The sequence below is a fragment of the Oscillibacter sp. KLE 1728 genome (assembly GCF_934833455.1).
GTDB lineage: Bacteria > Bacillota > Clostridia > Oscillospirales > Oscillospiraceae > Oscillibacter > Oscillibacter welbionis.
On record NZ_CAKVVF010000042.1, the window covers coordinates 1 to 19293 of the forward strand.

Consider the following 19293-nt stretch of genomic DNA (forward strand, 5'->3'; position numbering starts at 1 on the left):
AGCACAGCAGACTCTGACTCTGTATGTGAGGGTTCGAATCCTTCACCCGCTGCCAGTTGAGAAAGCCTCGGAACTGCAATGGTTCCGAGGTTTTCTTTGCTCTCTCAGCGTGTTTGCTGAATTTTAAGACATCTGTTTTGGGCGCCTATGAATGCCTTTCGCGCTGTGCGCAATGAAAGAACAGGGAAACTGTACCCACGCTGCCGCACATAAAGCCGCTCCTGCGGAAGGTCAGCCTTACTCCGCTGTGTTTTCAGCATCCGGAGATAGCGAACCAGGTGTTTCGTCCGATTTTGTGCTGCATATCGGCCTGTTGAGGCTGGTATGCGGCATTTCCTTTTATCAGGTCGATTAGCCTACGCTCCCGGAAGGAATGTCATGGAACGGGCTCCCGACATATAGAATGCCGAGGGGACGTTCCTCCAGAAGAAGATCGTCCTACAAAGGTGGCCAATATGGATCACATCGGCTGCGGCGGTTCCCTGAAGATTACGCTGGCCCTGACAGCCGCTCGGCAGCATGGTGGGGGCGATGTGCAACCAGCGCAATTTCAGGGCCCGCTTTATTACCCACAATATTGACACTGATTAGCGATGCTGTGAGTTCGCTGTGACGCCCTGAGCTCTCTGACCGCCGCTCACCTGGGCGGCAGTGCATAGCCGCAACCTGAAGCGGATCGCCCCAGGCGGCTGATACTGCGATGAATATGACGGCACAAGGCTTTCAACCGCGGAGGACTGAATTACAGCCCTTTTACAGGTAAAGATCTGGAAGTTATTGTACCACAGGCTTTTTGGTTTTCCGCTTCGTTGCCGCTGCCTCGGGCACCCGGGAAGAGAGATGTGGTATTTTCCGCCACGGCTGGCTACAGATAGTTCTGGTTTATACAGGAAACGTTTATGGAAAATATTGTAAAATACTAATGAGTGAATAAAGAAAAATGTACTTTTTACACAATAGGGCTTCCCAAGAATATGTTTTTTTGCTACAATCAAACTGGAAAGATCGCATGGGGCGGAACGGCCATCGAAAGATGCCGTCCGCCGGATACAGCGAAAGCGAGATTGCTGCGGAGGCCGGCAGAGGGCCGGCGGAGAGGGGGAGAAAAAAACGCAGCGGAACGTGAACGGCTGTTAGAGGTGGTATGAGGACAGACGCGGGAGCGGAGAGGCATTTCCGTTCCTGTCTGGTGATATGAACGGGCCTGTGTGCCCACGGCTTTCAAAATTTTGATTGGAGGAAAAAGCCATGAACGCATATCTCACCAGCGTGATCGAGAACGTGAAGAAGAAGCACGGCAACGAGCCGGAATTCGTGCAGACGGTGGAGGAGGTGTTCTCCTCTCTGGAGCCGGTGATTGAGAAGCACCCGGAGTATGAGAAGGTGGACCTGCTGAACCGGATGGTGGAGCCGGAGCGGATGTTCACCTTCCGGGTGTCCTGGGAGGATGACCGGGGCCAGTGGCACACGAACATCGGCTACCGGTGCCAGTTCAACGGCGCGCTGGGGCCCTACAAGGGCGGCCTGCGGTTCCAGGCCAACGTGTATCCCGGCATCATCAAATTCCTGGGCTTTGAGCAGATCTTCAAGAACTCCCTGACGGGCCTGCCCATCGGCGGCGGCAAGGGCGGCGCGGACTTCGACCCGGCGGGGAAGTCGGACGCGGAGATCATGCGGTTCTGCCAGGCGTACATGCAGGCGCTGTACCGGTACATCGGGCCGGACGTGGACGTGCCTGCCGGGGACATGGGCGTGGGTGGCCGGGAGATCGGGTATCTCTTCGGCGAGTACCGGCGGCTGAAGGGGGCCTGGGAGAACGGTGTGCTGACGGGCAAGGGGTTCTCTTACGGCGGCAGCCTGATCCGGCCGGAGGCCACGGGCTACGGCGCGGTATACTATCTCCAGAACGTGCTGGAGCACGAGGGGGAGCGGATCGCGGGCAAGACCATCGCCTGCGCGGGCTTCGGCAACGTGACCTGGGGCATCTGCAAGAAGGCCACGCAGCTGGGGGCCAAGGTGGTGACATTGTCCGGCCCGGACGGATATATCTATGATCCGGACGGCGTAGCCACGGAGGAGAAGATCGCGTATCTGGTGGAGATGCGCTCCAGCGGCCGCAACCGGGTACAGGACTATGCGGAGAAGTTCGGCGTGGAATTCTTCCCCGGTGAGAAGCCCTGGGGCGTGAAGGCGGATGTGGTGATGCCCTCGGCCATGCAGAACGACGTGCACATGGAGCAGGCGAAGCAGATCGCGGCCAACGGCGTGAAGTACTACATTGAGGTGGCGAACATGCCCACCACCAACGACGCGCTGCGGTTCTTGATGGAGCAGCCCGGGATGATCGTGGCGCCCAGCAAGGCGGTGAACGCAGGCGGCGTGGCCACCAGCGCACTGGAGATGGCGCAGAACAGCGAGCGGCTGGTGTGGACGGCGGAAGAGGTGGACGCGCAGCTGCACCGGATCATGAACACCATCTACCAGATGAGCGTGGACGCGGCCGCGGAGTACGGCTTGGGCTACAACCTGGTGGCAGGCGCCAACATCGCCGGCTTCAAGCGGGTGGCTGAGGCCATGATGGAGCAGGGCGTATTCTGATACAGACGCATAAGCACATATCGGAAACAGAGCACACAAGCGCGGGATCCGCCGGCAAGTGCGGATCCCGCGTGTTTTTTATCATCCGAATCAATGAGGGGAGAATTTATGGAGCAGAATCTGGACCGGGCGGAGGCGATCATCGACGCCTACGGCTGCGATCAGTCGAACCTGATCGCGATCATGCAGGAGATCCAAGGGGAGTATAAGTACCTGAGCGAGGGAGCGCTGACCCTGATCGCGGAAAAGCTGGGCATCAGCACGGCAAAGGTGTACAGCGTGGCCACTTTCTATGAGAATTTCTCGTTGGAGGCCAAGGGCCGGCACATCATCAAGGTATGCACCGGCACGGCATGCCACGTGCGCAAATCCGGACCCATTTATGACAGCCTGCGGGACGCTTTGGGTCTGACCGGAAAGCGGAAGACCTCCGCGGACGGCCTGTTTACCCTGGAGACCGTGGCCTGCTTGGGCGCTTGCGGACTGGCACCGGTCATGACCATTGATGGAGAGGTCCACGCCAAGATGACGCCGGAAGATGCGCTGGCGCTGGTGGAGGATATCCGCAGAAAGGAGGCGGCCACCGCATGAGACAGGTAAAGATGACGCGGGACAGCTTCCACGTGTTCCAGGCCAACGCCCGCAACGCCCTGAAGCAGAGCGAGCAGGTGCCCTCTATCCTGATCTGCGCCGGCACCGGCTGCATCGCCGGCGGCGCCATGAAGATCTATGACAATTTGAAGACGGAGTGTGAAAAACGGGGTCTGCCGGTCTACGTGGGCCTCAAACACGACACGGACGCGGAGAAGAGCCTCCATGTAAAGATGAGCGGCTGCCACGGCTTCTGCGAGATGGGGCCTCTGGTCCACATCGAGCCTATGGGCGTCATGTACATCCATGTGAAGCCGGAGGACTGCCATGAGATTCTGGAGAAGACCGTGCTGGGCGGCGAGATCATCGACCGGCTGGTGTATCACCTGGACGGCGTAGCCTACCCCCGGCAGGAGGACATCCCCTTCTACAAGAAGCAGCATCGGGTGGTGCTGGAGAACTGCGGCAGCAGCGATGCCGAGGACATTGAGGAGTACATCGCCAAGGGCGGTTACGCCGGTTTTGAAAAGGCCCTCTTTGAGATGACGGATGAGGAGATCTGCCGGTCCATCATCGACTCCGGCCTCCGGGGCCGCGGAGGTGGAGGCTTCCCCGCGGGCCAGAAGTGGGACGGTGCCCGGAAACAGAAGTCAGAGAAAAAATACATCGTCTGCAACGGCGACGAGGGCGATCCCGGTGCGTTCATGGACCGCTCCATTATGGAGGGTAACCCCCACAGCGTGCTGGAGGGCATGATGATCGCCGGCCGCGCCGTGGGCAGCGACGAGGGGTATATTTATGTCCGGGCGGAGTATCCGCTGGCCGTGAGCCGGCTGAAAGCGGCCATCGCCAAGGCGGAGGAGTACGGTCTTCTGGGCGATCACGTCATGGGCACAGACTTCTCCTTCCGGATCCATGTAAACATGGGCGCCGGCGCCTTCGTCTGCGGCGAGGGCAGTGCCCTGACAGCTTCCATCGAGGGCAACCGGGGCATGCCTCGGGTCAAGCCGCCCCGGACCATCGAGCACGGTCTCTGGGCCGAGCCCACGGTGCTGAACAATGTGGAGACTTTTGCCAACGTGCCCCTCATCATCCGCAAGGGCGTGGACTGGTACCGCTCCATCGGCACCAAGACCAGCCCCGGCACCAAGGCCTTCGCGCTGACAGGCAACGTGGTGAATACCGGCCTCATTGAGGTACCCATGGGAACCACTATCCGGGAGGTGGTGTTTGACATCGGCGGCGGCATCCGGGGCGGCAAGAAGTTCAAGGCCGTTCAGATCGGCGGCCCCTCCGGCGGCGCCACCACCGCCAGCCGCGAGCACCTGGACCTGCCCCTGGACTTCGACAGTCTGAAGAGCATCGGCGCCATGATCGGCTCCGGCGGCTTGGTGGTCATGGACGAGGACACCTGCATGGTGGAGACGGCCCGGTTCTTCATGGAGTTTACACAGAAGGAGTCCTGCGGCAAGTGCGTCCCCTGCCGGGAGGGCACCAAGCGGATGCTGGAGATCCTGGACCGGATCATCGACAACAAGGGCACACTGGAGGATCTGGACCTGCTGGAGGAGCTGGCGGACACCATCAGCAAGACAGCCCTGTGCGGCCTGGGGCAGAGCGCCTGCAAGCCCGTCCAAAGCACGCTGAAGTATTTCCGGGATGAATATCTGGCCCATGTAGTGGACCACCACTGTCCCATCTGCAACAAGGAAAAACCCCACCCCACCATCGACCCGGAGAAATGCAAGGGCTGCGGCAAGTGCCGGAAGAACTGCCCCATGGAGGCCATCACCGGCGCGGCCAAGCAGGTCCACGTCATCGATCCGGAGAAGTGCATCAACTGCGGCGCCTGTGTGACCAATTGTCCCTTCGGCGCCATCGCGGCCAGTAAGTGAGGAGGGGAGTACCATGGCAAAGGGAATTATGTACATTGACGGCCAGCGGGTGCCCTTCGACGGGGAGAAAAACGTCCTGGCTGTGATCCGGAAGGCCGGCATCGATATGCCCACCTTCTGCTATTATTCGGAACTGTCTGTTTACGGTGCCTGCCGGATGTGCGTGGTGGAGGACGAGCGGGGCAAGATCGACGCCTCCTGCTCCATGGAGCCCCGGGATGGCATGGTGATCCGCACCAATACCGCCCGGCTCTTAAAGCACCGGCGGATGATCCTGGAGCTGATGCTGTCCTCTCACTGCCGGGACTGCACCACCTGCGAAAAGAATGGCAGCTGCCGCCTGCAGGAGCTGGCCCTGCGCTTCGGCGTGCGGCACGTCCGCTTCAAGGACACCCGGCCCCACTATGAGATCGACACCTCCTCTCCGGCCATCGTCCGGGATCCCAACAAGTGCATCCTCTGCGGCGACTGCATCCGGGTGTGCGAGGAGATGCAGGGCATGGGTATCCTGAACTTCGCCCACCGGGGCAGCGACCTGGTGGTGTGCCCGGCCTTTGACCGCAAGCTTGGAGAGACCAACTGCATCAGCTGCGGCCAGTGCGCAGCCGCTTGCCCCACCGGCGCCATCACCATCTTTAACGAGATCGGCCGGGGGTGGCGGGCCCTCCACGACCCGAAGAAGCGGGTGGTGTTCCAGATCGCCCCGGCGGTCCGGGTGGCGGTGGGCGAGGCCTTCGGCCTGGAGCCCGGCGTCAATGCCATCAACAAGCTGGTGTCCGCCCTGAAGATGATGGGCGCCGACGAGGTGTACGACACCACCTTTGGCGCAGACCTGACCGTCATGGAGGAGGCGGACGAGTTCCTGGAGCGGCTGAAAAAAGGCGGCCCCTTCCCCATGTTCACCAGCTGCTGCCCGGCATGGGTGAAGTATGTGGAGGAGGAGCGGCCCCACTTCCTGAAGAACATCTCCACCTGCAAGTCTCCCATGGAGATGTTCGCGGCGGTGCTGAAGGATCAGTACGCCAGGAAGGACGAAGAGGACGGCCGCACCACCTACCACATCGCCATCATGCCCTGCACCGCCAAGAAAATGGAGGCCAAGCGGCCGGAGTTCCAGCATGACGGAAAACCGGATGTGGATCTGGTGCTGACTACGCAGGAGATCATCATGATGATCAAGGAGTCCGGCATCCGTTTCGCAGAGCTGGAGGGGGAGTCCCCGGACCTGCCCTTCGGCATGGGCACCGGGGCGGCCACCATCTTCGGCACCACCGGCGGCGTGGCGGAGGCCGTGGCCCGGCGGGTAGTGGAGGACAAGTCCAAGAACACCCTGCAGGCCATCCAGTTCTCCGGCATCCGGGGCAGCGAGACCATCCGGGCGGTGACGCTGCCGGTGGGGGACCGGGCGCTGCGGATCGCGGTGGTCCACGGCCTGGTGAACGCACAGAAGCTGCTGGACGATATCGAGAGCGGTCAGGAGTACTTCGACCTGGTGGAAGTCATGACCTGCAAGACCGGCTGCGTAGGCGGCGCTGGCCAGCCCTACGGGCTGATCCCAGTGAAGCAGCAGCGGGCAGAGGGCCTCTATGAGGCGGACCGCACCGCCCTCATCAAGCGGTCTGAGCGGAACCCCATCGTTACAAAGCTCCTGGAGGGAGCGCTGAAGGGCCGCACCCATCAGCTGCTCCATGTGGAGTACAAGCGTCCGGACAAGGCGTAAGGATATCTTCCAAAGGGAAGCCCCTCCCAGGCGGGAGGGGCTTCCGCCCGGTACGGCGGCTTCCCCCGGCGGAAGCCGAAAAATTTTCCTTGCGTTTCGAGCGGAATTTGGGTATCGTAGAGAAAGAGCGCGAAGGGAGGATGCAGCATGATCCTGATGGCCTGTGTGGACGGCCGGAACGGCATGGCCTTCAACTGCCGCCGGCAGAGCCGGGACCGGGCGGTGCGGGCGGACCTGCTGGCAGAGGCCGGGGAGGCCCGCCTCTGGGTGAGTGGGGCCACGGCCCGCCAGTTCCCGGCGGAGGAGCAGAGCCGCCTTTGTGTGGACGAGTCGTTTTTGGAAAAGGCGGGGCCGGGGGAGCCCTGCTTTGTGGAGGACCGCTCTGTGGCGCCCTTTGCCGGGCGTGTGGAGCGGGTGGTGCTGTACCGCTGGGACCGGGCCTATCCGGCGGACCTTTACTGGGACCTGTCCCTGGAGGGCTGGACTCTGGCCCGGCGGGAGGAGTTCCCCGGCTTCTCCCACGAGATCATTACAAAGGAAGTCTATATCCCATGAATCGAACCCGCATTTCCCTGACGGCGGCGCTGCTGTCCTTGTGCCTGCTCCTCTCCGGCTGCATGATGCCCCCGGCGGAGGGCACCGTCACCTCCTTTTCTCTGGAGGATATTCCCGCCTGGTCCGGGGAGCCCTACGTGGCCGTCGATGGCAACCAGCCGGATTTTCCGGAGGAGGACATGACCTCTGTGTCCTTTGAGACGTACAGTGAGTTGGACACTCTGGGCCGCTGCGGCGTAGCCTATGCCAACGTGGGACAGGATCTGATGCCCACAGAGGACCGGGAGAGCATCAGTTCCGTCACACCCTCCGGCTGGATCAACCGGGAGTACGACGGGGAGTACCTGTACAACCGCTGTCACCTGATCGGCTTTCAGCTCACCGGAGAGAACGCCAACGAGGAAAATCTCATCACCGGCACCCGCTATATGAATGTAGACGGGATGCTGCCCTTTGAAAATCTGGTGGCGGACTATGTAAAGGAGACGGACAACCACGTCCTCTACCGGGTGACCCCGGTGTTCGAGGGTCAGAACCTGGTAGCCAGCGGTGTCCAGATGGAGGCTTGGTCTGTGGAGGACGAGGGGGAAGGCGTCTGCTTCAATGTCTATGTGTACAACGTCCAGCCCGGCATCACCATCGACTACGCCACCGGCGAGAGCTGGCAGGAGGGAGCGGAGCCGCAAAGCGGCGAGACCACGTACATCCTCAATACCAACAGCCACAAATTTCACGACCCGGACTGTTCCAGCGTGTCCGGCATGAGCACCGCCAACCGGCAGGAGTATACCGGCAGCCGGGAGGATCTGATCGCCCAGGGCTATACGCCCTGTGGCCAATGCAACCCATAAGCCGAAGCCGCCCGGGGATTCGCCCCCGGGCGGCTTTTTCAAATGTTCAACAGCAGCAGTTCACCGGCCGGACACAGTCGGCGGTGATCTGGGGCGGACAGCTCCGGGTCATGGCGCCGCTGAACTCGATGCAGACCTGCTGGCCCACCCGGAAGCAGCAGGCGTTGTCTGTATGGACCAGGACCTGCTGGCAGTTCTCGTGGTCGCAGACGCACAGTTCGCAGGGGCAGACCCGCAGGACGGTGGCGCACATGGTGACTGCGCTGGAAGTGCTTTCCATTTCAATTGCCTCCTCGACTCGTGATACACTTCATTCTATTCCCGGCGGAGGAAAGGGTGCCGGGGCAGGGAGCCGCCGGGGTTGTGCTTTCCTGCCGGACGTGGTAGAATAGCCGCAGAGCGGCGATTTCGCATTTCACCTGCGCCGGGTTCCCCACACCTGTGAGAGACCTGCAAAGCAAACGGACCCGGACCGCGACCCCAGCCTGAAAAGGAGCTGTGTCATGTACGACGAACTGACGGAAGTGGACATCAAAAAGATGCAGGAGGAGATCAACTACCGGACCCGGGTCCTGCGTCCTCAGCTGATCGAGGAGGTGCAGACGGCCCGGGCCTTCGGCGACCTCAGCGAGAACTACGAGTACAAGTGCGCCAAGCAGGCCAAGAACCGCAACGACAGCCGCATCCGCTACCTGGAGCGGATGATCCGCACTGCCAAGGTCATCGAGGTGAAGGACCAGGGTGACCGGGCGGGATTGTTCGACAAGGTCACGATCTACAACGAGCTGGCGAAGCAGGAGATGACGCTGCAGATCGTCACCACCTTGCGGCAAGATGCCTTAAAGGGCCTCATCAGCAAGGAGTCCCCTGTGGGAAAGGCTCTGCTGGGCCGTCAGGTGGGAGACCGGATCCAGGTGGAGGTGAGTCCGGAGGTGAAATACTGGGTGGAGATCCGGGCCATCGAGAAGGGCCGGGACGACGAGAGCCTGGAGATCAGCAGCTACTGAGCAGACAGATCAAAAGAAGGAGAGAGCATCATGTTGTTTTTGTGGTACCCCAAGTGCACCACCTGCCAGAAGGCGAAAGCCTTTCTGGACGAGCGGGGCGTCTCTTACGAGGCCCGGGATATTAAGCTGGAAAATCCTACGGCGGAGGAGCTGCGGGGCTGGTGGGAGAAGAGCGGAATGCCCCTGAAGAAGTTCTTCAACACCAGCGGCCTCCAGTACAAGGCTCTGGGCCTGAAGGACAAGCTGCCGGAGATGAGCGAGGAGGAGCAGCTGGCCCTGCTGGCCACCGACGGGATGCTGGTAAAGCGGCCCATCCTGGTGGGGGAGAACTTCGTCCGCACCGGCTTCCGCCAGGCGGAGTGGGAGACGGCACTGGGATGATCCAGCGGTACGACTTCGCCCCGCTGGATGGTATCACCAAGGTGGTGTTCCGGCAGGTGTACCACCGGATGTTCGGCGGCGCAGACCGGTATTTCATCCCGTTTTTCTCCCCTACGGATCAGCATATCCTGACCAAGCGGGATCAACGGGAGCTGGACCCGGCGGCCAACGCAGGGCTTCCTGTGGTGCCCCAGGTGATGACCCGCCGGGCACCGGACTTTCTGTGGGCGGCGGAGATCGTGGCAGACATGGGCTATACGGAGGTGAATCTGAACCTGGGCTGTCCCTCCGGCACCGTCACCGCCAAGGGCAAGGGTGCGGGCTTTCTGGCAAAGCCGGAGGAGCTGGAGCGGTTCTTTGACGAGGTATTCGCCGCCGTGAAGCTGCCGGTGTCCGTCAAGACCCGGCTGGGGGTGAAGGAGCCGGAGGAGTTCGAGCGGCTGCTGGACATTTACAACCGTTATCCCATCGCCTGCCTCACCATCCACCCCCGGGTGCAGAAGCAGTTCTACAAGGGGACCGTGCACCGGGACTGGTTCGCCTGGGCGGCGGAGCGCAGCCGGAATCCCCTGTGCTACAACGGGGATCTGGTGACTGTGGAGGACTGCACAGTCTTTGCGGTGGACTTTCCTGCCATCGACGCGGTGATGATCGGCCGAGGGGCCATCGCGGACCCGGCCTTGCTGCGGAAGCTCCGGGGCGGCGTCCCCGCCACCCGGCAGGAGCTCCAGACCTTCACCCGGACGCTGTATCAGTCCTACCAGGACTTCTATGGCCAGGTGGGCCCGGCGGCCCAGCGGATGAAGGAGGTCTGGTTCTTCCTGATCCACCTGTTCGAGGGCGGCGAACGCCATGACAAGAAAATGCGCCGCCTTCGGACGCCGGGGGAGTACGAGGCGGTGGAGGCATCCATTTTCCAGGAGCTGCCTCTGCGGGACCACGCGGCAGGGGCCTTCAGGTGAGGACAGCGTCCCCCAAAAGCGGAAAAGAGGCTGAGGAATACTCCTCAGCCTCTTTTCCGCGGATTTCAGAAGGAGATCAGATTCAGTCCCACCTCGTCGCTGAATACCCGGTCCGTCTCTCCGGGCAGGCAGGTGACCACCAGCTCGCAGGTGGCGCTGATGACGGCCTCGTTCAGATGCCCGCCGAAGGCGCGGCCCTCCTGGTCACCGGCGCACATGTGGAGGTGGCAGTAAAAGTCCCCGTCCTTGGTGTTGATGGTGCCCACCAGGGAGACGATTTCATAGACTCCCTGAAAGCGGTTGGAGTGATAGGCCTTGGCAGAGGTGTCAAAGACGCCGATGGTGAAGTCCTTCACGGCACCCAGAGCGGTGACGGAGGCCAGTTTGACCTGTTCCTTCTCTGCGAAGATCTTCAGCTGGGCCAGGATCTCCTCGTCCCGGTCCAGGCGGACGATGTAGGCGTCCCCAAATTTGCGGTATTCCATGGCGGTTCCTCCTGTTTTGATCTCAGATATCCTAACGATATCACATCCTGGAGCGGACCGCAAGCCCTTGCGGCAGTGCGCAATGCTTTGTTGCGTGACAAAGGGCCGGGACTGTGGTACGCTGGACACGGGAGGCGAGGCCATGAACGCGGTGGGAAAAAATCTGAAACAGCTGCGCCAGCGAGAGAAGCTGACCCAGGATGCCCTGGCGGAGAGGCTCCATGTGACCCGGCAGGCGGTGTCCTCCTGGGAGACCGGAAAGACCCAGCCGGATATCGAGACCCTGACCACCTTGGCGGAGGCGCTGAACGCCGACGTCCGGGAGCTGATCTATGGCCCGGGACGGATCGAGCGGCCCTATGCCCGGTTTCAGCTGCGGTACATTATCTGCACGGTCATCTGTGCTTTGATACTGCTGGCATGGCTTGTGATGGAATGGACGCTGGAGCCGTATCTGACGCGGCTTCAGATGGAGGCATTTGATGTCTATCCCCGCTTATTCTATATCCTTCTGGTTCCGCCCCTGGCCTGTGCCGCGGCAGGCGTTCTGATCCCATCGGCTATCTCCCTGTGGGGGGATATCCGCCTGCGTTCCCAAATGCTGCGGCGCTGTCTGCTGGTGTTGGGCCTGCTGGCGCTGATTCCACACCTGCTGTTTGTCACAGCGTACATGAATCTATGGCCGGATTTTATGGTGAACTGCCTTCCGCTCCGGATCTGGCTGGCTACAATTTCCTCCACAGGTAATGAGTTGATGCGATACAGCCCGATGTTTCTCTCCGGCTGTCTCCTGTTCCTTGGCCTGAACAAATGAAACCCGCCCGGACCGCATCGCGGTCCGGGCGGTCTCTTTACTGCGGCAGCGTCAGATCCCCCGGCTTGATCCAGCCGATCTTCCGGAAGAACAGGCCGAAGGCCCAGGTGAGGACAGCGGGGAGGACGAAGGAGATCAGGATCAGTCCCACCCAGTCAAAGGCGGTGGGGGCCATGGCGGCGGCCCCATTGGCCAGAGCCGCGTCACTGGGATTGACCCAGCCGGTCCAGACCCCCAGCTGGCCGCACAGGCCGCAGGTGCCCATGCCGGAGTTGATGGGGTCTCCGTTCATCTCCAGCTTGAAAAAGCAGGTGGCCAGGGGTCCGGTGACAGCGGAGGTGAGGATGGCAGGGAGCCAGATGCGGGGGTTCTTCACGATGTTGGGCATCTGCAGCATGGAGGTGCCGATGCCCTGGCTCACCAGTCCGCCCCAGCGGTTTTCCCGGAAGGAGAGGACGGCGAACCCCACCATGTTGGCGCAGCAGCCCGCTACGGCGGCGCCGCCTGCCAGTCCGGTCAGTCCCAGCACGGAGCAGATGGCGGCGGAGGAGATGGGCAGCGTCAGGGCGATGCCCACCAGCACGGACACCAGAACGCCCATGAAGAAGGGCTGCAGCTCCGTGGTCCGCATAATCAGCTGGCCAAAGGCGCTGGCTGCTCCGCCGATGGGGGGCGCAATGATCCAGGCCGCTCCCACGCCCACAAGGATGGTGACGATGGGCGTCACCAGGATGTCCACCTTCGTCTCCTTGCTGACGGCCTTGCCCACCTCAGCGGCGATGATAGCCACGAACAGCACGGCCAGCGGTCCGCCCGCCCCGCCCAGGGCGTTGCAGGCATAGCCCACCGTCACCAGGGAGAACAGCACCATAGGCGGCGCCTGGAGAGCGTAGCCGATGGCCACCGCCATAGCGGACCCGCTCATGAACGACGCCAGTCCACCGATGGTATACCCCACGCCATTGATGGTGATGACCTGGGCGGTGAGAAAGCCAATGTGGAACTGGGTGCCGATGGTGTTGAGGATCGTGCCGATCAGCAGGGAACAGAAGAGTCCCTGAGCCATGGCGCCCAGGGCGTCAATGCCGTACCGCTTGGCGGAGATCACAATGTTTTTGCGCTTCAGAAAGCCTTTGACCTGTTCCATGGGAGACACCTGCTTTATGTAGAATCAAAAAATACGGTTTACAGGTGTCTTGACACCTGTAAACCGTATCATACACAAAATCCCGGTTCCTGTCAACTGCTTTTTTACATGTTCAACCTTCCAGCAGGACGCCCAGCCGCCGCAGCTCCCGGCACACCCGGCCGAATGCCGCCTCATCCGGACAGGAGAGAGTGTGGAGATGGATCCCCTCCGTCAGTTCCGACAGCGGGCGGGCGTCGGACTGCGCACAGCGGGCGAGGAACTGCCCCACATCATAGCGGTTGGAGAGCTGCAGAGGGCCGGTCAGCTGCCCGTAAATGGGGTGGTCCACAATGACATCCAGTACCGTGCAGCCCTGGTCCACCATAGCGTTTAGCTCCTCTCCCATCCCAGCGGCATCGTGCTGGACGGCCACCTGCCGCACCAGACCTCCCGTCTCTCGCAGGATCACGTAGCCCCGGGGCGTAGCGGAGATGTCTGCTCCAGCCGCCCGCAGCAGGGCAATATCCCCCACGATGATCTGTCGGCTGACGGAGAATTGAGCCGCCAGGGCCGTTGCGCTGACAGGCTGCTTTGCCCGCTGCAGAAGCTCCCGAATGGCCTGCCGCCGTTCTTCCGCGCGCATGGGATCCCTCCTTTCCGTCATGACAGCAGTATACCACATGCCCGGCAGATTGCAAAGAAAAAAGGAGAGCACACGCTCTCCTTTTTCTGAGACTTCAGCCGCCCAGATAGGCTTTTTTGATTTCCGGGGAGGCCAACAGCTCCGTTCCGGTGCCGGAGGTGACGATTTTTCCGGTCTCCAGCACATAGCCACGGTCGGCGATACTCAGGGCTGCCTGGGCATTCTGCTCCACCAGCAGAATGGTGGTGCCCGCCTCATGGAGGGTTTGGATGATCTTGAAGATCTGCTCAACCAGAATGGGTGCCAGGCCCATGGAGGGCTCATCCAGCATCAGCAGCTTGGGACGGCTCATCAGCGCCCGGCCCATGGCCAGCATCTGCTGTTCGCCGCCGGAGAGGGTGCCAGCGATCTGCCGCCGCCGCTCCATCAGCCGGGGGAAATAGGCGTAGACCTTTTCCAGATCCGCGTCGATGTCGCCGCCGGACCGGGTATAGGCGCCCATTTCCAGATTCTCCTCTACGGTCATCTGCAGGAAGACCCGCCGCCCCTCCGGCACCTGGGCGAGTCCCTTGGCCACGACCTTGTGGGCCGGGACGCCCATCAGGTTCTCCCCCAGAAATTCGATGGAGCCGGTGCGGGAGTGGAGCAGGCCGGAGACGGTCTGCAGCGTGGTGGATTTGCCGGCGCCGTTGGCGCCGATCAGGGTGACGACCTCTCCGGGATTTACCTCGAAAGAGACGCCCTTGATGGCGTGTATGGCGCCGTAGTAGACGTTGATGTCGCTGACTTTCAGAATCGGTTCCACGGTCACGCCTCCTTCTGTTTACCAAGATATGCCTCAATGACGGCGGGATTGGATTGAATCTCCTCGGCGGTGCCCTTGGCGATGACCTGCCCGAAGTTCAGGACGCAGATGCCCTCGCAGATGCTCATGACCAACTTCATGTCGTGCTCGATCAGCATGACGGCGATCTGGAACGTGTCCCGGATCTTGACGATATTCTCCATCAGCTCCGCCGTCTCAGAGGGATTCATGCCCGCGGCGGGCTCATCCAGCAATAGAAGAGAGGGATTGGTGGCCAGGGCCCGGACAATCTCCAGCCGGCGCTGGGCGCCGTAGGGAAGGGAACCGGCCTGATGGTCCGCCAAGTCCGCCATCCCGAAGAGGGACAGCAGTTCCAGTGCCCGCTCATGAGCGGCCTTTTCCCGGCTCCAGTACCAGGGCAGGCGCAGAACGCCGGTGATGGCGGAGTAGCGCTCCTGATTGTGGAGACCGATCTTCACATTGTCCTCCACGGAGAGGTTGTTGAACAGGCGGATGTTCTGGAAGGTCCGGGCAATGCCCATGCGGTTGATCTGAGCTGTGGTCTTGCCGGAGGTATCCAGTCCATCCAACAGGATGGTGCCCCGGGTGGGCTGATAGACCTTGGTCAGCAGGTTGAAGATGGTGGTTTTGCCGGCGCCGTTGGGGCCGATGAGGCCGGCGATCTCCGTCCGACCGATGGTGAGGTTGAAGTCATTCACCGCCCGCAGGCCGCCGAAGTCGATGCCCAGGTGGCTGCACTCCAGAATGGGGGATTTGTCGATGTCCCGTTCCGGAATGATGGCATGGCTGGGAACAGGGACCATCTTGCCCTTTTCAAATTTCTTACTCATCGAGGGCTGCCCCCTTTCTTCTGGGAATGATCCGGCTAATCAGCGTCCGCACCTGCGGGTTGTTGGTGGCCAGCATCACCAGAATCAGCACAATGGCGTACACCAGCATCCGATAGTCAGAGAACTGCCGCAGGGCCTCCGGCAGCACATACAGGACAACTGTTGCCACGATGGAGCCCCAGATGTTGCCCAGACCGCCCAGCACCACATACACCAGCACCAGAATGGAGGTGTTGAAGTCGAACTGTACGGCGGTGACATTGGAGTAGTTCAGGCCGAACAGGGCACCGGCGGCACCTGCCAGGGAGGCGGAGGTGACGAAGGCAATCAGCTTGTACTTGGTGACGTTGATGCCTACGCTCTCGGCGGCGATCCGGTTGTCCCGGATGGCCATGATAGCCCGGCCGGTCCGGCTGCGGACCAGATTCAGCACCACCACCAGGGTAATCATCACCAGTGCAAAGCCCATAGCAAAGGTGGCGATGCGGGCGTTGCCCGTGGCGCCCTGGGCGCCCTTGATGATTTCGATGCCGTTTTCGCTGAGGCCGAGAGAGGACATGCTCTTGGTGCCGTCCACGTTCAGGGCGATGTGCAGGCCGTTCTCATCCCAGCCCACCAGAAGGCAGTTGATCAGATCCTTGATGATCTCGCCGAAGGCCAGGGTGACAATGGCCAGGTAGTCCCCCCGGAGCCGCAGCACCGGAATCCCGACGATGAAGCCCACGATGGCGGCAAAGAAGGCGCCCACCACCAGGGCGACGATCATCCGCACCAGATCATTTGGGACAGCAGATTGCAGGCTCATGGCGGCAATGATGCCGGAGAAGGCGCCCACGCTCATGAAGCCGGCATGGCCCAGAGACAGCTCCCCCAGAATGCCGACGGTCAGGTTCAGGGAGATGGACATGCACACGTAGCAGCAGATGGGAACCAGCATACCGCCCAGAGAACGGTTCACCAGTCCCTGGGCCTGGCAGATCGATACCACAATAAAAGCAAGGATCACGCCCAGATACGTAGCGAAGTCCACCTTGGTGATGGTTTTCGTGTTTTTGAAATAGCCTTTCATACCGCCACCTCACACTTTCTCAGGCACATACTTGCCCAGCAGGCCGGACGGTTTGACCAGCAGCACCACGATCAGCACGGCGAACAGGATCGTGTTGGACAACTGCGTGGAGATATAGGCCTGCGCCATGGCCTCAATGACGCCCAGCAGCAGTCCGCCCAGGAAGGCGCCGGGGATGGAGCCGATACCGCCGAACACCGCAGCGGTGAAGGCTTTGATGCCGGGCATGGAGCCGGTGGTGGGCTGGAGCACCGGAGAGTAAGAGCACAGCAATACCCCGGCGATGGCCGCCAGGGCGGAACCGATGGCAAAGGTCATAGAGATGGTGGCGTTGACGTTGATGCCCATCAGCTGGGCTGCGCCCCGGTCCTCCGAGCAGGCCCGCATGGCCTTGCCCATCTTGCTCTTTCCAGTGAAGGCGGTCAGCCCCAGCATGATGACCACGCAGGCCGTGATGGTCAGCAGCGCCACATAGGAGATCCGAAGCTGTCCGTCAAACAGCGTCAGCTGGCCGCTGACCACGGGGGTGAAGTTCTTGGGATTCGCGCCGAACAGCAGCTGCGCTGCGTTCTGCAGGAAGTAGCTGACGCCGATGGCGGTGATCAACACCGCTAGGCTGCCGGCCTGGCGCAGGGGGCGGTAAGCCAGCCCCTCGATGACCACGCCCAGAACCGTGCAGACCACCATAGCCAGCAGTACGGACACCAGAGCCACAGCGCCGGTGGTCAGTGCGGAGGGATCCTCTCCCAGCAGGTTGCTGCCTGCAAACATGGTCACGTAAAAGGACACATAGGCGCCAACCATGATAACGTCGCCGTGGGCGAAGTTCAGCATCTTGGCAATGCCGTATACCATGGTGTAGCCCAGGGCGATGATGGCGTAGATGCTTCCCAGACTGATGCCCGTGATCAGGTAGGATAGAAATTCCATAAGTATTTTCCTCTCTTTCCCCTTCTATGGCAGAAACCGGGGCGGTGACAGCTCCCCGCGTCGGTTTCCACCATAGAAGTCCAGGGAGGGCTGCCGGAGTTCCGGCAGCCGATCCCTGTCCTCTATTACAGTGGAGTGTGTGTTCCGCTGTCAGGGAGTGACATAGGTACCGTTTTCGATAATGACTGCGGTGGGGTCCTTGGACACAGCACCGTTTTCGTCCCAGGTCATCTCGGAGCCGGCGCTGGTCAGGCCGGTGACGGCCAGGGTGGGCATGACCTCGATCAGAGCATCGCAGATCTCCTCATTGGACATGTCGGCGGTGGCGCCGGCGGCCTGGATGGCTTGATACAGGGTGTAGATGGCGTCATACGCATCGGCACCGAACTGATTGGGGATCTCGCCGAACCGGTCCTGATACTCCGCCACGAAGTTCTGGGTCATCTCGTCCTCAGAGTCGGCGGAGAAGGGAGTCAGCAGGTAGACGCCTTCAGCCAGAGAGGCATCGAAGTTCTCGGCGGTCAGGATGCCGTCCATGCCGTCCACGCCGAAGAAGGTGGGGGCGTAGCCCATGGCGTTGGCCTGGGTCAGAATGACAGAGGCGGGGGTATAGTAGATCGGCAGGAACAGCAGATCGGCGCCGGCGGACTGGGCACCAGCCAGCTGGACGTTGAAGTCGGTCTGGCTGGCCTCGGTGAAGGTGCCCTCATAGACGATGTCCATACCGCGGGAATCGGCCTCTGCCTTGAAGTTGTCCCGGATACCGATGGAGTATTGGTCATCGTTTTTGTAGATGATGGCGATCTTCGGACTGTCGAAGTTCTCATCGATGTACTGGGCGGAACGGGAGCCCTGGTTGGAGTCGGTGAAGCAGATCTGGAACACGTTGTCATTGTCGTTGATGGAAATGACATCGTCGCCGGAGGCGGAGGGGGTCAGGGTGAACACCCGGTCCTCATAGGACAGCGGGACCACGGAAAGGGCCGGCTGGGTGGTGACGGTGCCCACCAGGATCTGCATGCCGTCGTCCATCAGGGCGTTGTAGGCGTTGACGGAGGTCTCAGCGTCGTTGACGTCGTCCTCAGTCATCAGCTCAAACTGGATGTCGCCGCCCAGGGCATTGATTTCGTCCACCGCGATCTGGGCGGAATTGGCCACGCAGGTGCCATAGATGGCGGCGCCGCCGGTCAGGGGGCCAATGACGCCGACTTTGAAGGCGCTGCTGCCGGAGCTCTCCCCGCCGGCAGAATCGCCGGAGTTGGAGTCGGCTTCATCCGAGCCGCCGCAGGCGGCCAGGCTGAGGACCATAACCATGGCCATCATGAGGGCAAAGAACTTCTTTTTCATCTTGCAATCTCCTTTTCTTGGTTCAGATTATACAAAAAAGCGGCCCCGCCAGATGCGGAGCCGCTTTACTGTATCAAACAGTTATGCACCTCGTCGCGATCTCGGCGTATGATGATACTCTGCTACCAACAATACCAGTACCAGAACAAACAGGGCCACTGCCAGTACGGATACCAGAATGGCAAGGGGAATCAGGGCGCAAATAATAATGGACGCCAGCAGAATGGCGTCCAGAATCAGAGCAATATTCATCATGGAAGCACGGGACATCTCCGTGGAATAGGCGCAGGAAGCAGACGCCGCCTGGCGAGCGGACGCACCATTCATCATCATGGACTGGGAAGACGTCGTGTAAAATGCCATGGTGTTCCACTCCTTTCAAAACAGACAACCCGTTGATGTTGTTTCCAATTGTAGCGGCTCTCTTTCGGAAAGTCAATCCTCAATCCAAAAAAGAACGCCTATAAAATATTTTTGATTTCATTATATTTTTGTGTGTACTGTACAAAAATGCAAAGAAAGGTGCGGTGTATAGAGGAAAGAAACCGCGTGGCGAAAGGAAAAAAGGAGAGACGGCAGCCGCCGTCTCTCCCTTCGTTGTCTGGAAAAATTTTAATAGCACTTGCGGTAGATGGCCTCTTCGGACTCCAGGTCGAAGGG

General features: G+C 60.9%; 20 protein-coding genes. 10 read left to right on the forward strand and 10 right to left on the reverse strand.

Annotated elements, in window-relative coordinates:
* Positions 1-1248: 1248 nt before the first annotated feature.
* From gdhA to QVE23_RS06500, 6 genes are all read left to right on the forward strand, one after another.
* A complete protein-coding gene (gdhA, locus tag QVE23_RS06475; protein WP_287224233.1) occupies positions 1249-2598 on the forward strand; it encodes an NADP-specific glutamate dehydrogenase in 1350 nt (449 codons plus the stop codon).
* Between the two features lie 108 nt (positions 2599-2706).
* A complete protein-coding gene (locus QVE23_RS06480) occupies positions 2707-3189 on the forward strand; it encodes an NADH-quinone oxidoreductase subunit NuoE family protein (protein ID WP_025545751.1) in 483 nt (160 codons plus the stop codon).
* Between the two features lie 11 nt (positions 3190-3200).
* Positions 3201-5084 (forward strand): (2Fe-2S) ferredoxin domain-containing protein, encoded by a 1884-nt coding sequence (locus QVE23_RS06485; protein WP_119311925.1) that lies wholly within the window; start codon positions 3201-3203, stop codon positions 5082-5084.
* Between the two features lie 13 nt (positions 5085-5097).
* Positions 5098-6804 carry a [FeFe] hydrogenase, group A gene (locus QVE23_RS06490; RefSeq protein ID WP_021750922.1) on the forward strand — a complete coding sequence of 569 codons (1707 nt, stop codon included), beginning with the start codon at positions 5098-5100 and terminating at the stop codon, positions 6802-6804.
* A gap of 147 nt (positions 6805-6951) precedes the next feature.
* Positions 6952-7359 carry a ribonuclease Z gene (locus QVE23_RS06495; protein ID WP_276896855.1) on the forward strand — a complete coding sequence of 136 codons (408 nt, stop codon included), beginning with the start codon at positions 6952-6954 and terminating at the stop codon, positions 7357-7359.
* On the forward strand, positions 7356-8210 hold the full coding sequence (locus QVE23_RS06500; RefSeq protein ID WP_021750920.1) for a DNA/RNA non-specific endonuclease: 855 nt from the start codon (positions 7356-7358) through the stop codon (positions 8208-8210). Before QVE23_RS06495 ends, QVE23_RS06500 begins: the two co-directional genes overlap by 4 nt.
* Before the next feature lie 46 nt (positions 8211-8256).
* On the opposite strand, the gene QVE23_RS06505 is transcribed toward QVE23_RS06500, so the two are convergent.
* Positions 8257-8490, reverse strand: a complete 234-nt coding sequence (locus tag QVE23_RS06505) for a hypothetical protein (protein ID WP_021750919.1) — start codon at positions 8488-8490, stop codon at positions 8257-8259.
* A 223-nt stretch (positions 8491-8713) separates the two neighbouring features.
* On the opposite strand from QVE23_RS06505, the gene QVE23_RS06510 reads away from it, so the two are divergent.
* From QVE23_RS06510 to QVE23_RS06520, 3 genes are read left to right on the forward strand one after another with little or no spacing between them, the layout of a single operon-like run.
* Positions 8714-9217: a GreA/GreB family elongation factor gene (locus QVE23_RS06510; protein ID WP_025544457.1), complete on the forward strand. Its 504-nt coding sequence runs from the start codon at positions 8714-8716 to the stop codon at positions 9215-9217.
* A 30-nt stretch (positions 9218-9247) separates the two neighbouring features.
* Positions 9248-9598 carry an arsenate reductase family protein gene (locus tag QVE23_RS06515; protein ID WP_287967772.1) on the forward strand — a complete coding sequence of 117 codons (351 nt, stop codon included), beginning with the start codon at positions 9248-9250 and terminating at the stop codon, positions 9596-9598.
* Positions 9595-10560, forward strand: coding sequence for a tRNA dihydrouridine synthase (locus QVE23_RS06520; RefSeq protein ID WP_287555067.1), 966 nt, complete (start codon positions 9595-9597; stop codon positions 10558-10560). The genes QVE23_RS06515 and QVE23_RS06520 overlap by 4 nt, the downstream gene beginning before the upstream one ends.
* 65 nt (positions 10561-10625) lie before the next feature.
* On the opposite strand, the gene QVE23_RS06525 is transcribed toward QVE23_RS06520, so the two are convergent.
* Positions 10626-11045 carry a PPC domain-containing DNA-binding protein gene (locus QVE23_RS06525; protein WP_287967773.1) on the reverse strand — a complete coding sequence of 140 codons (420 nt, stop codon included), beginning with the start codon at positions 11043-11045 and terminating at the stop codon, positions 10626-10628.
* A gap of 142 nt (positions 11046-11187) precedes the next feature.
* Here QVE23_RS06525 and QVE23_RS06530 point away from each other — a divergent pair, with 142 nt between their 5' ends.
* On the forward strand, positions 11188-11859 hold the full coding sequence (locus QVE23_RS06530) for a helix-turn-helix domain-containing protein (protein ID WP_273481904.1): 672 nt from the start codon (positions 11188-11190) through the stop codon (positions 11857-11859).
* Between the two features lie 37 nt (positions 11860-11896).
* Here the strand turns inward: QVE23_RS06530 and QVE23_RS06535 are convergent, their stop codons facing one another.
* From QVE23_RS06535 to QVE23_RS06570, 8 genes are all read right to left on the reverse strand, one after another.
* Positions 11897-13006 (reverse strand): PTS sugar transporter subunit IIC, encoded by a 1110-nt coding sequence (locus QVE23_RS06535; protein ID WP_025544452.1) that lies wholly within the window; start codon positions 13004-13006, stop codon positions 11897-11899.
* 112 nt (positions 13007-13118) lie between these two features.
* On the reverse strand, positions 13119-13631 hold the full coding sequence (locus QVE23_RS06540; protein ID WP_287967775.1) for a transcription repressor NadR: 513 nt from the start codon (positions 13629-13631) through the stop codon (positions 13119-13121).
* Between the two features lie 94 nt (positions 13632-13725).
* The gene (locus tag QVE23_RS06545; RefSeq protein WP_036631146.1) at positions 13726-14427 is read right to left on the reverse strand and encodes an ABC transporter ATP-binding protein; all 702 of its coding nucleotides are present in this window, start codon (positions 14425-14427) and stop codon (positions 13726-13728) included.
* An 11-nt stretch (positions 14428-14438) separates the two neighbouring features.
* Positions 14439-15260: an ABC transporter ATP-binding protein gene (locus QVE23_RS06550; protein WP_249390888.1), complete on the reverse strand. Its 822-nt coding sequence runs from the start codon at positions 15258-15260 to the stop codon at positions 14439-14441.
* Between the two features lie 19 nt (positions 15261-15279).
* The gene (locus tag QVE23_RS06555) at positions 15280-16356 is read right to left on the reverse strand and encodes a branched-chain amino acid ABC transporter permease (RefSeq protein ID WP_287967777.1); all 1077 of its coding nucleotides are present in this window, start codon (positions 16354-16356) and stop codon (positions 15280-15282) included.
* Between the two features lie 9 nt (positions 16357-16365).
* The gene (locus QVE23_RS06560; protein WP_021750907.1) at positions 16366-17286 is read right to left on the reverse strand and encodes a branched-chain amino acid ABC transporter permease; all 921 of its coding nucleotides are present in this window, start codon (positions 17284-17286) and stop codon (positions 16366-16368) included.
* A gap of 150 nt (positions 17287-17436) precedes the next feature.
* The gene (locus QVE23_RS06565) at positions 17437-18633 is read right to left on the reverse strand and encodes an ABC transporter substrate-binding protein (protein ID WP_119311308.1); all 1197 of its coding nucleotides are present in this window, start codon (positions 18631-18633) and stop codon (positions 17437-17439) included.
* A gap of 81 nt (positions 18634-18714) precedes the next feature.
* Positions 18715-18996, reverse strand: a complete 282-nt coding sequence (locus QVE23_RS06570) for a hypothetical protein (RefSeq protein WP_287555472.1) — start codon at positions 18994-18996, stop codon at positions 18715-18717.
* Positions 18997-19293: the final 297 nt, after the last annotated feature.

Excerpts from the sequence above, each read along its gene's own strand:
- QVE23_RS06530 (WP_273481904.1), top strand. The coding sequence starts at position 11,188 with ATGAACGCGGTGGGAAAAAATCTGAAACAGCTGCGCCAGCGAGAGAAG.
- QVE23_RS06535 (WP_025544452.1), bottom strand. The coding sequence starts at position 13,006 with ATGGAACAGGTCAAAGGCTTTCTGAAGCGCAAAAACATTGTGATCTCC.
- QVE23_RS06495 (WP_276896855.1), top strand. The coding sequence starts at position 6,952 with ATGATCCTGATGGCCTGTGTGGACGGCCGGAACGGCATGGCCTTCAAC.
- QVE23_RS06560 (WP_021750907.1), bottom strand. The coding sequence starts at position 17,286 with ATGGAATTTCTATCCTACCTGATCACGGGCATCAGTCTGGGAAGCATC.
- QVE23_RS06500 (WP_021750920.1), top strand. The coding sequence starts at position 7,356 with ATGAATCGAACCCGCATTTCCCTGACGGCGGCGCTGCTGTCCTTGTGC.
- QVE23_RS06510 (WP_025544457.1), top strand. The coding sequence starts at position 8,714 with ATGTACGACGAACTGACGGAAGTGGACATCAAAAAGATGCAGGAGGAG.
- QVE23_RS06550 (WP_249390888.1), bottom strand. The coding sequence starts at position 15,260 with ATGGTCCCTGTTCCCAGCCATGCCATCATTCCGGAACGGGACATCGAC.
- QVE23_RS06565 (WP_119311308.1), bottom strand. The coding sequence starts at position 18,633 with ATGAAAAAGAAGTTCTTTGCCCTCATGATGGCCATGGTTATGGTCCTC.
- QVE23_RS06520 (WP_287555067.1), top strand. The coding sequence starts at position 9,595 with ATGATCCAGCGGTACGACTTCGCCCCGCTGGATGGTATCACCAAGGTG.
- QVE23_RS06480 (WP_025545751.1), top strand. The coding sequence starts at position 2,707 with ATGGAGCAGAATCTGGACCGGGCGGAGGCGATCATCGACGCCTACGGC.
- QVE23_RS06570 (WP_287555472.1), bottom strand. The coding sequence starts at position 18,996 with ATGGCATTTTACACGACGTCTTCCCAGTCCATGATGATGAATGGTGCG.
- QVE23_RS06540 (WP_287967775.1), bottom strand. The coding sequence starts at position 13,631 with ATGCGCGCGGAAGAACGGCGGCAGGCCATTCGGGAGCTTCTGCAGCGG.
- QVE23_RS06525 (WP_287967773.1), bottom strand. The coding sequence starts at position 11,045 with ATGGAATACCGCAAATTTGGGGACGCCTACATCGTCCGCCTGGACCGG.
- QVE23_RS06485 (WP_119311925.1), top strand. The coding sequence starts at position 3,201 with ATGACGCGGGACAGCTTCCACGTGTTCCAGGCCAACGCCCGCAACGCC.
- QVE23_RS06555 (WP_287967777.1), bottom strand. The coding sequence starts at position 16,356 with ATGAAAGGCTATTTCAAAAACACGAAAACCATCACCAAGGTGGACTTC.
- QVE23_RS06490 (WP_021750922.1), top strand. The coding sequence starts at position 5,098 with ATGGCAAAGGGAATTATGTACATTGACGGCCAGCGGGTGCCCTTCGAC.
- QVE23_RS06505 (WP_021750919.1), bottom strand. The coding sequence starts at position 8,490 with ATGGAAAGCACTTCCAGCGCAGTCACCATGTGCGCCACCGTCCTGCGG.
- QVE23_RS06515 (WP_287967772.1), top strand. The coding sequence starts at position 9,248 with ATGTTGTTTTTGTGGTACCCCAAGTGCACCACCTGCCAGAAGGCGAAA.
- gdhA (WP_287224233.1), top strand. The coding sequence starts at position 1,249 with ATGAACGCATATCTCACCAGCGTGATCGAGAACGTGAAGAAGAAGCAC.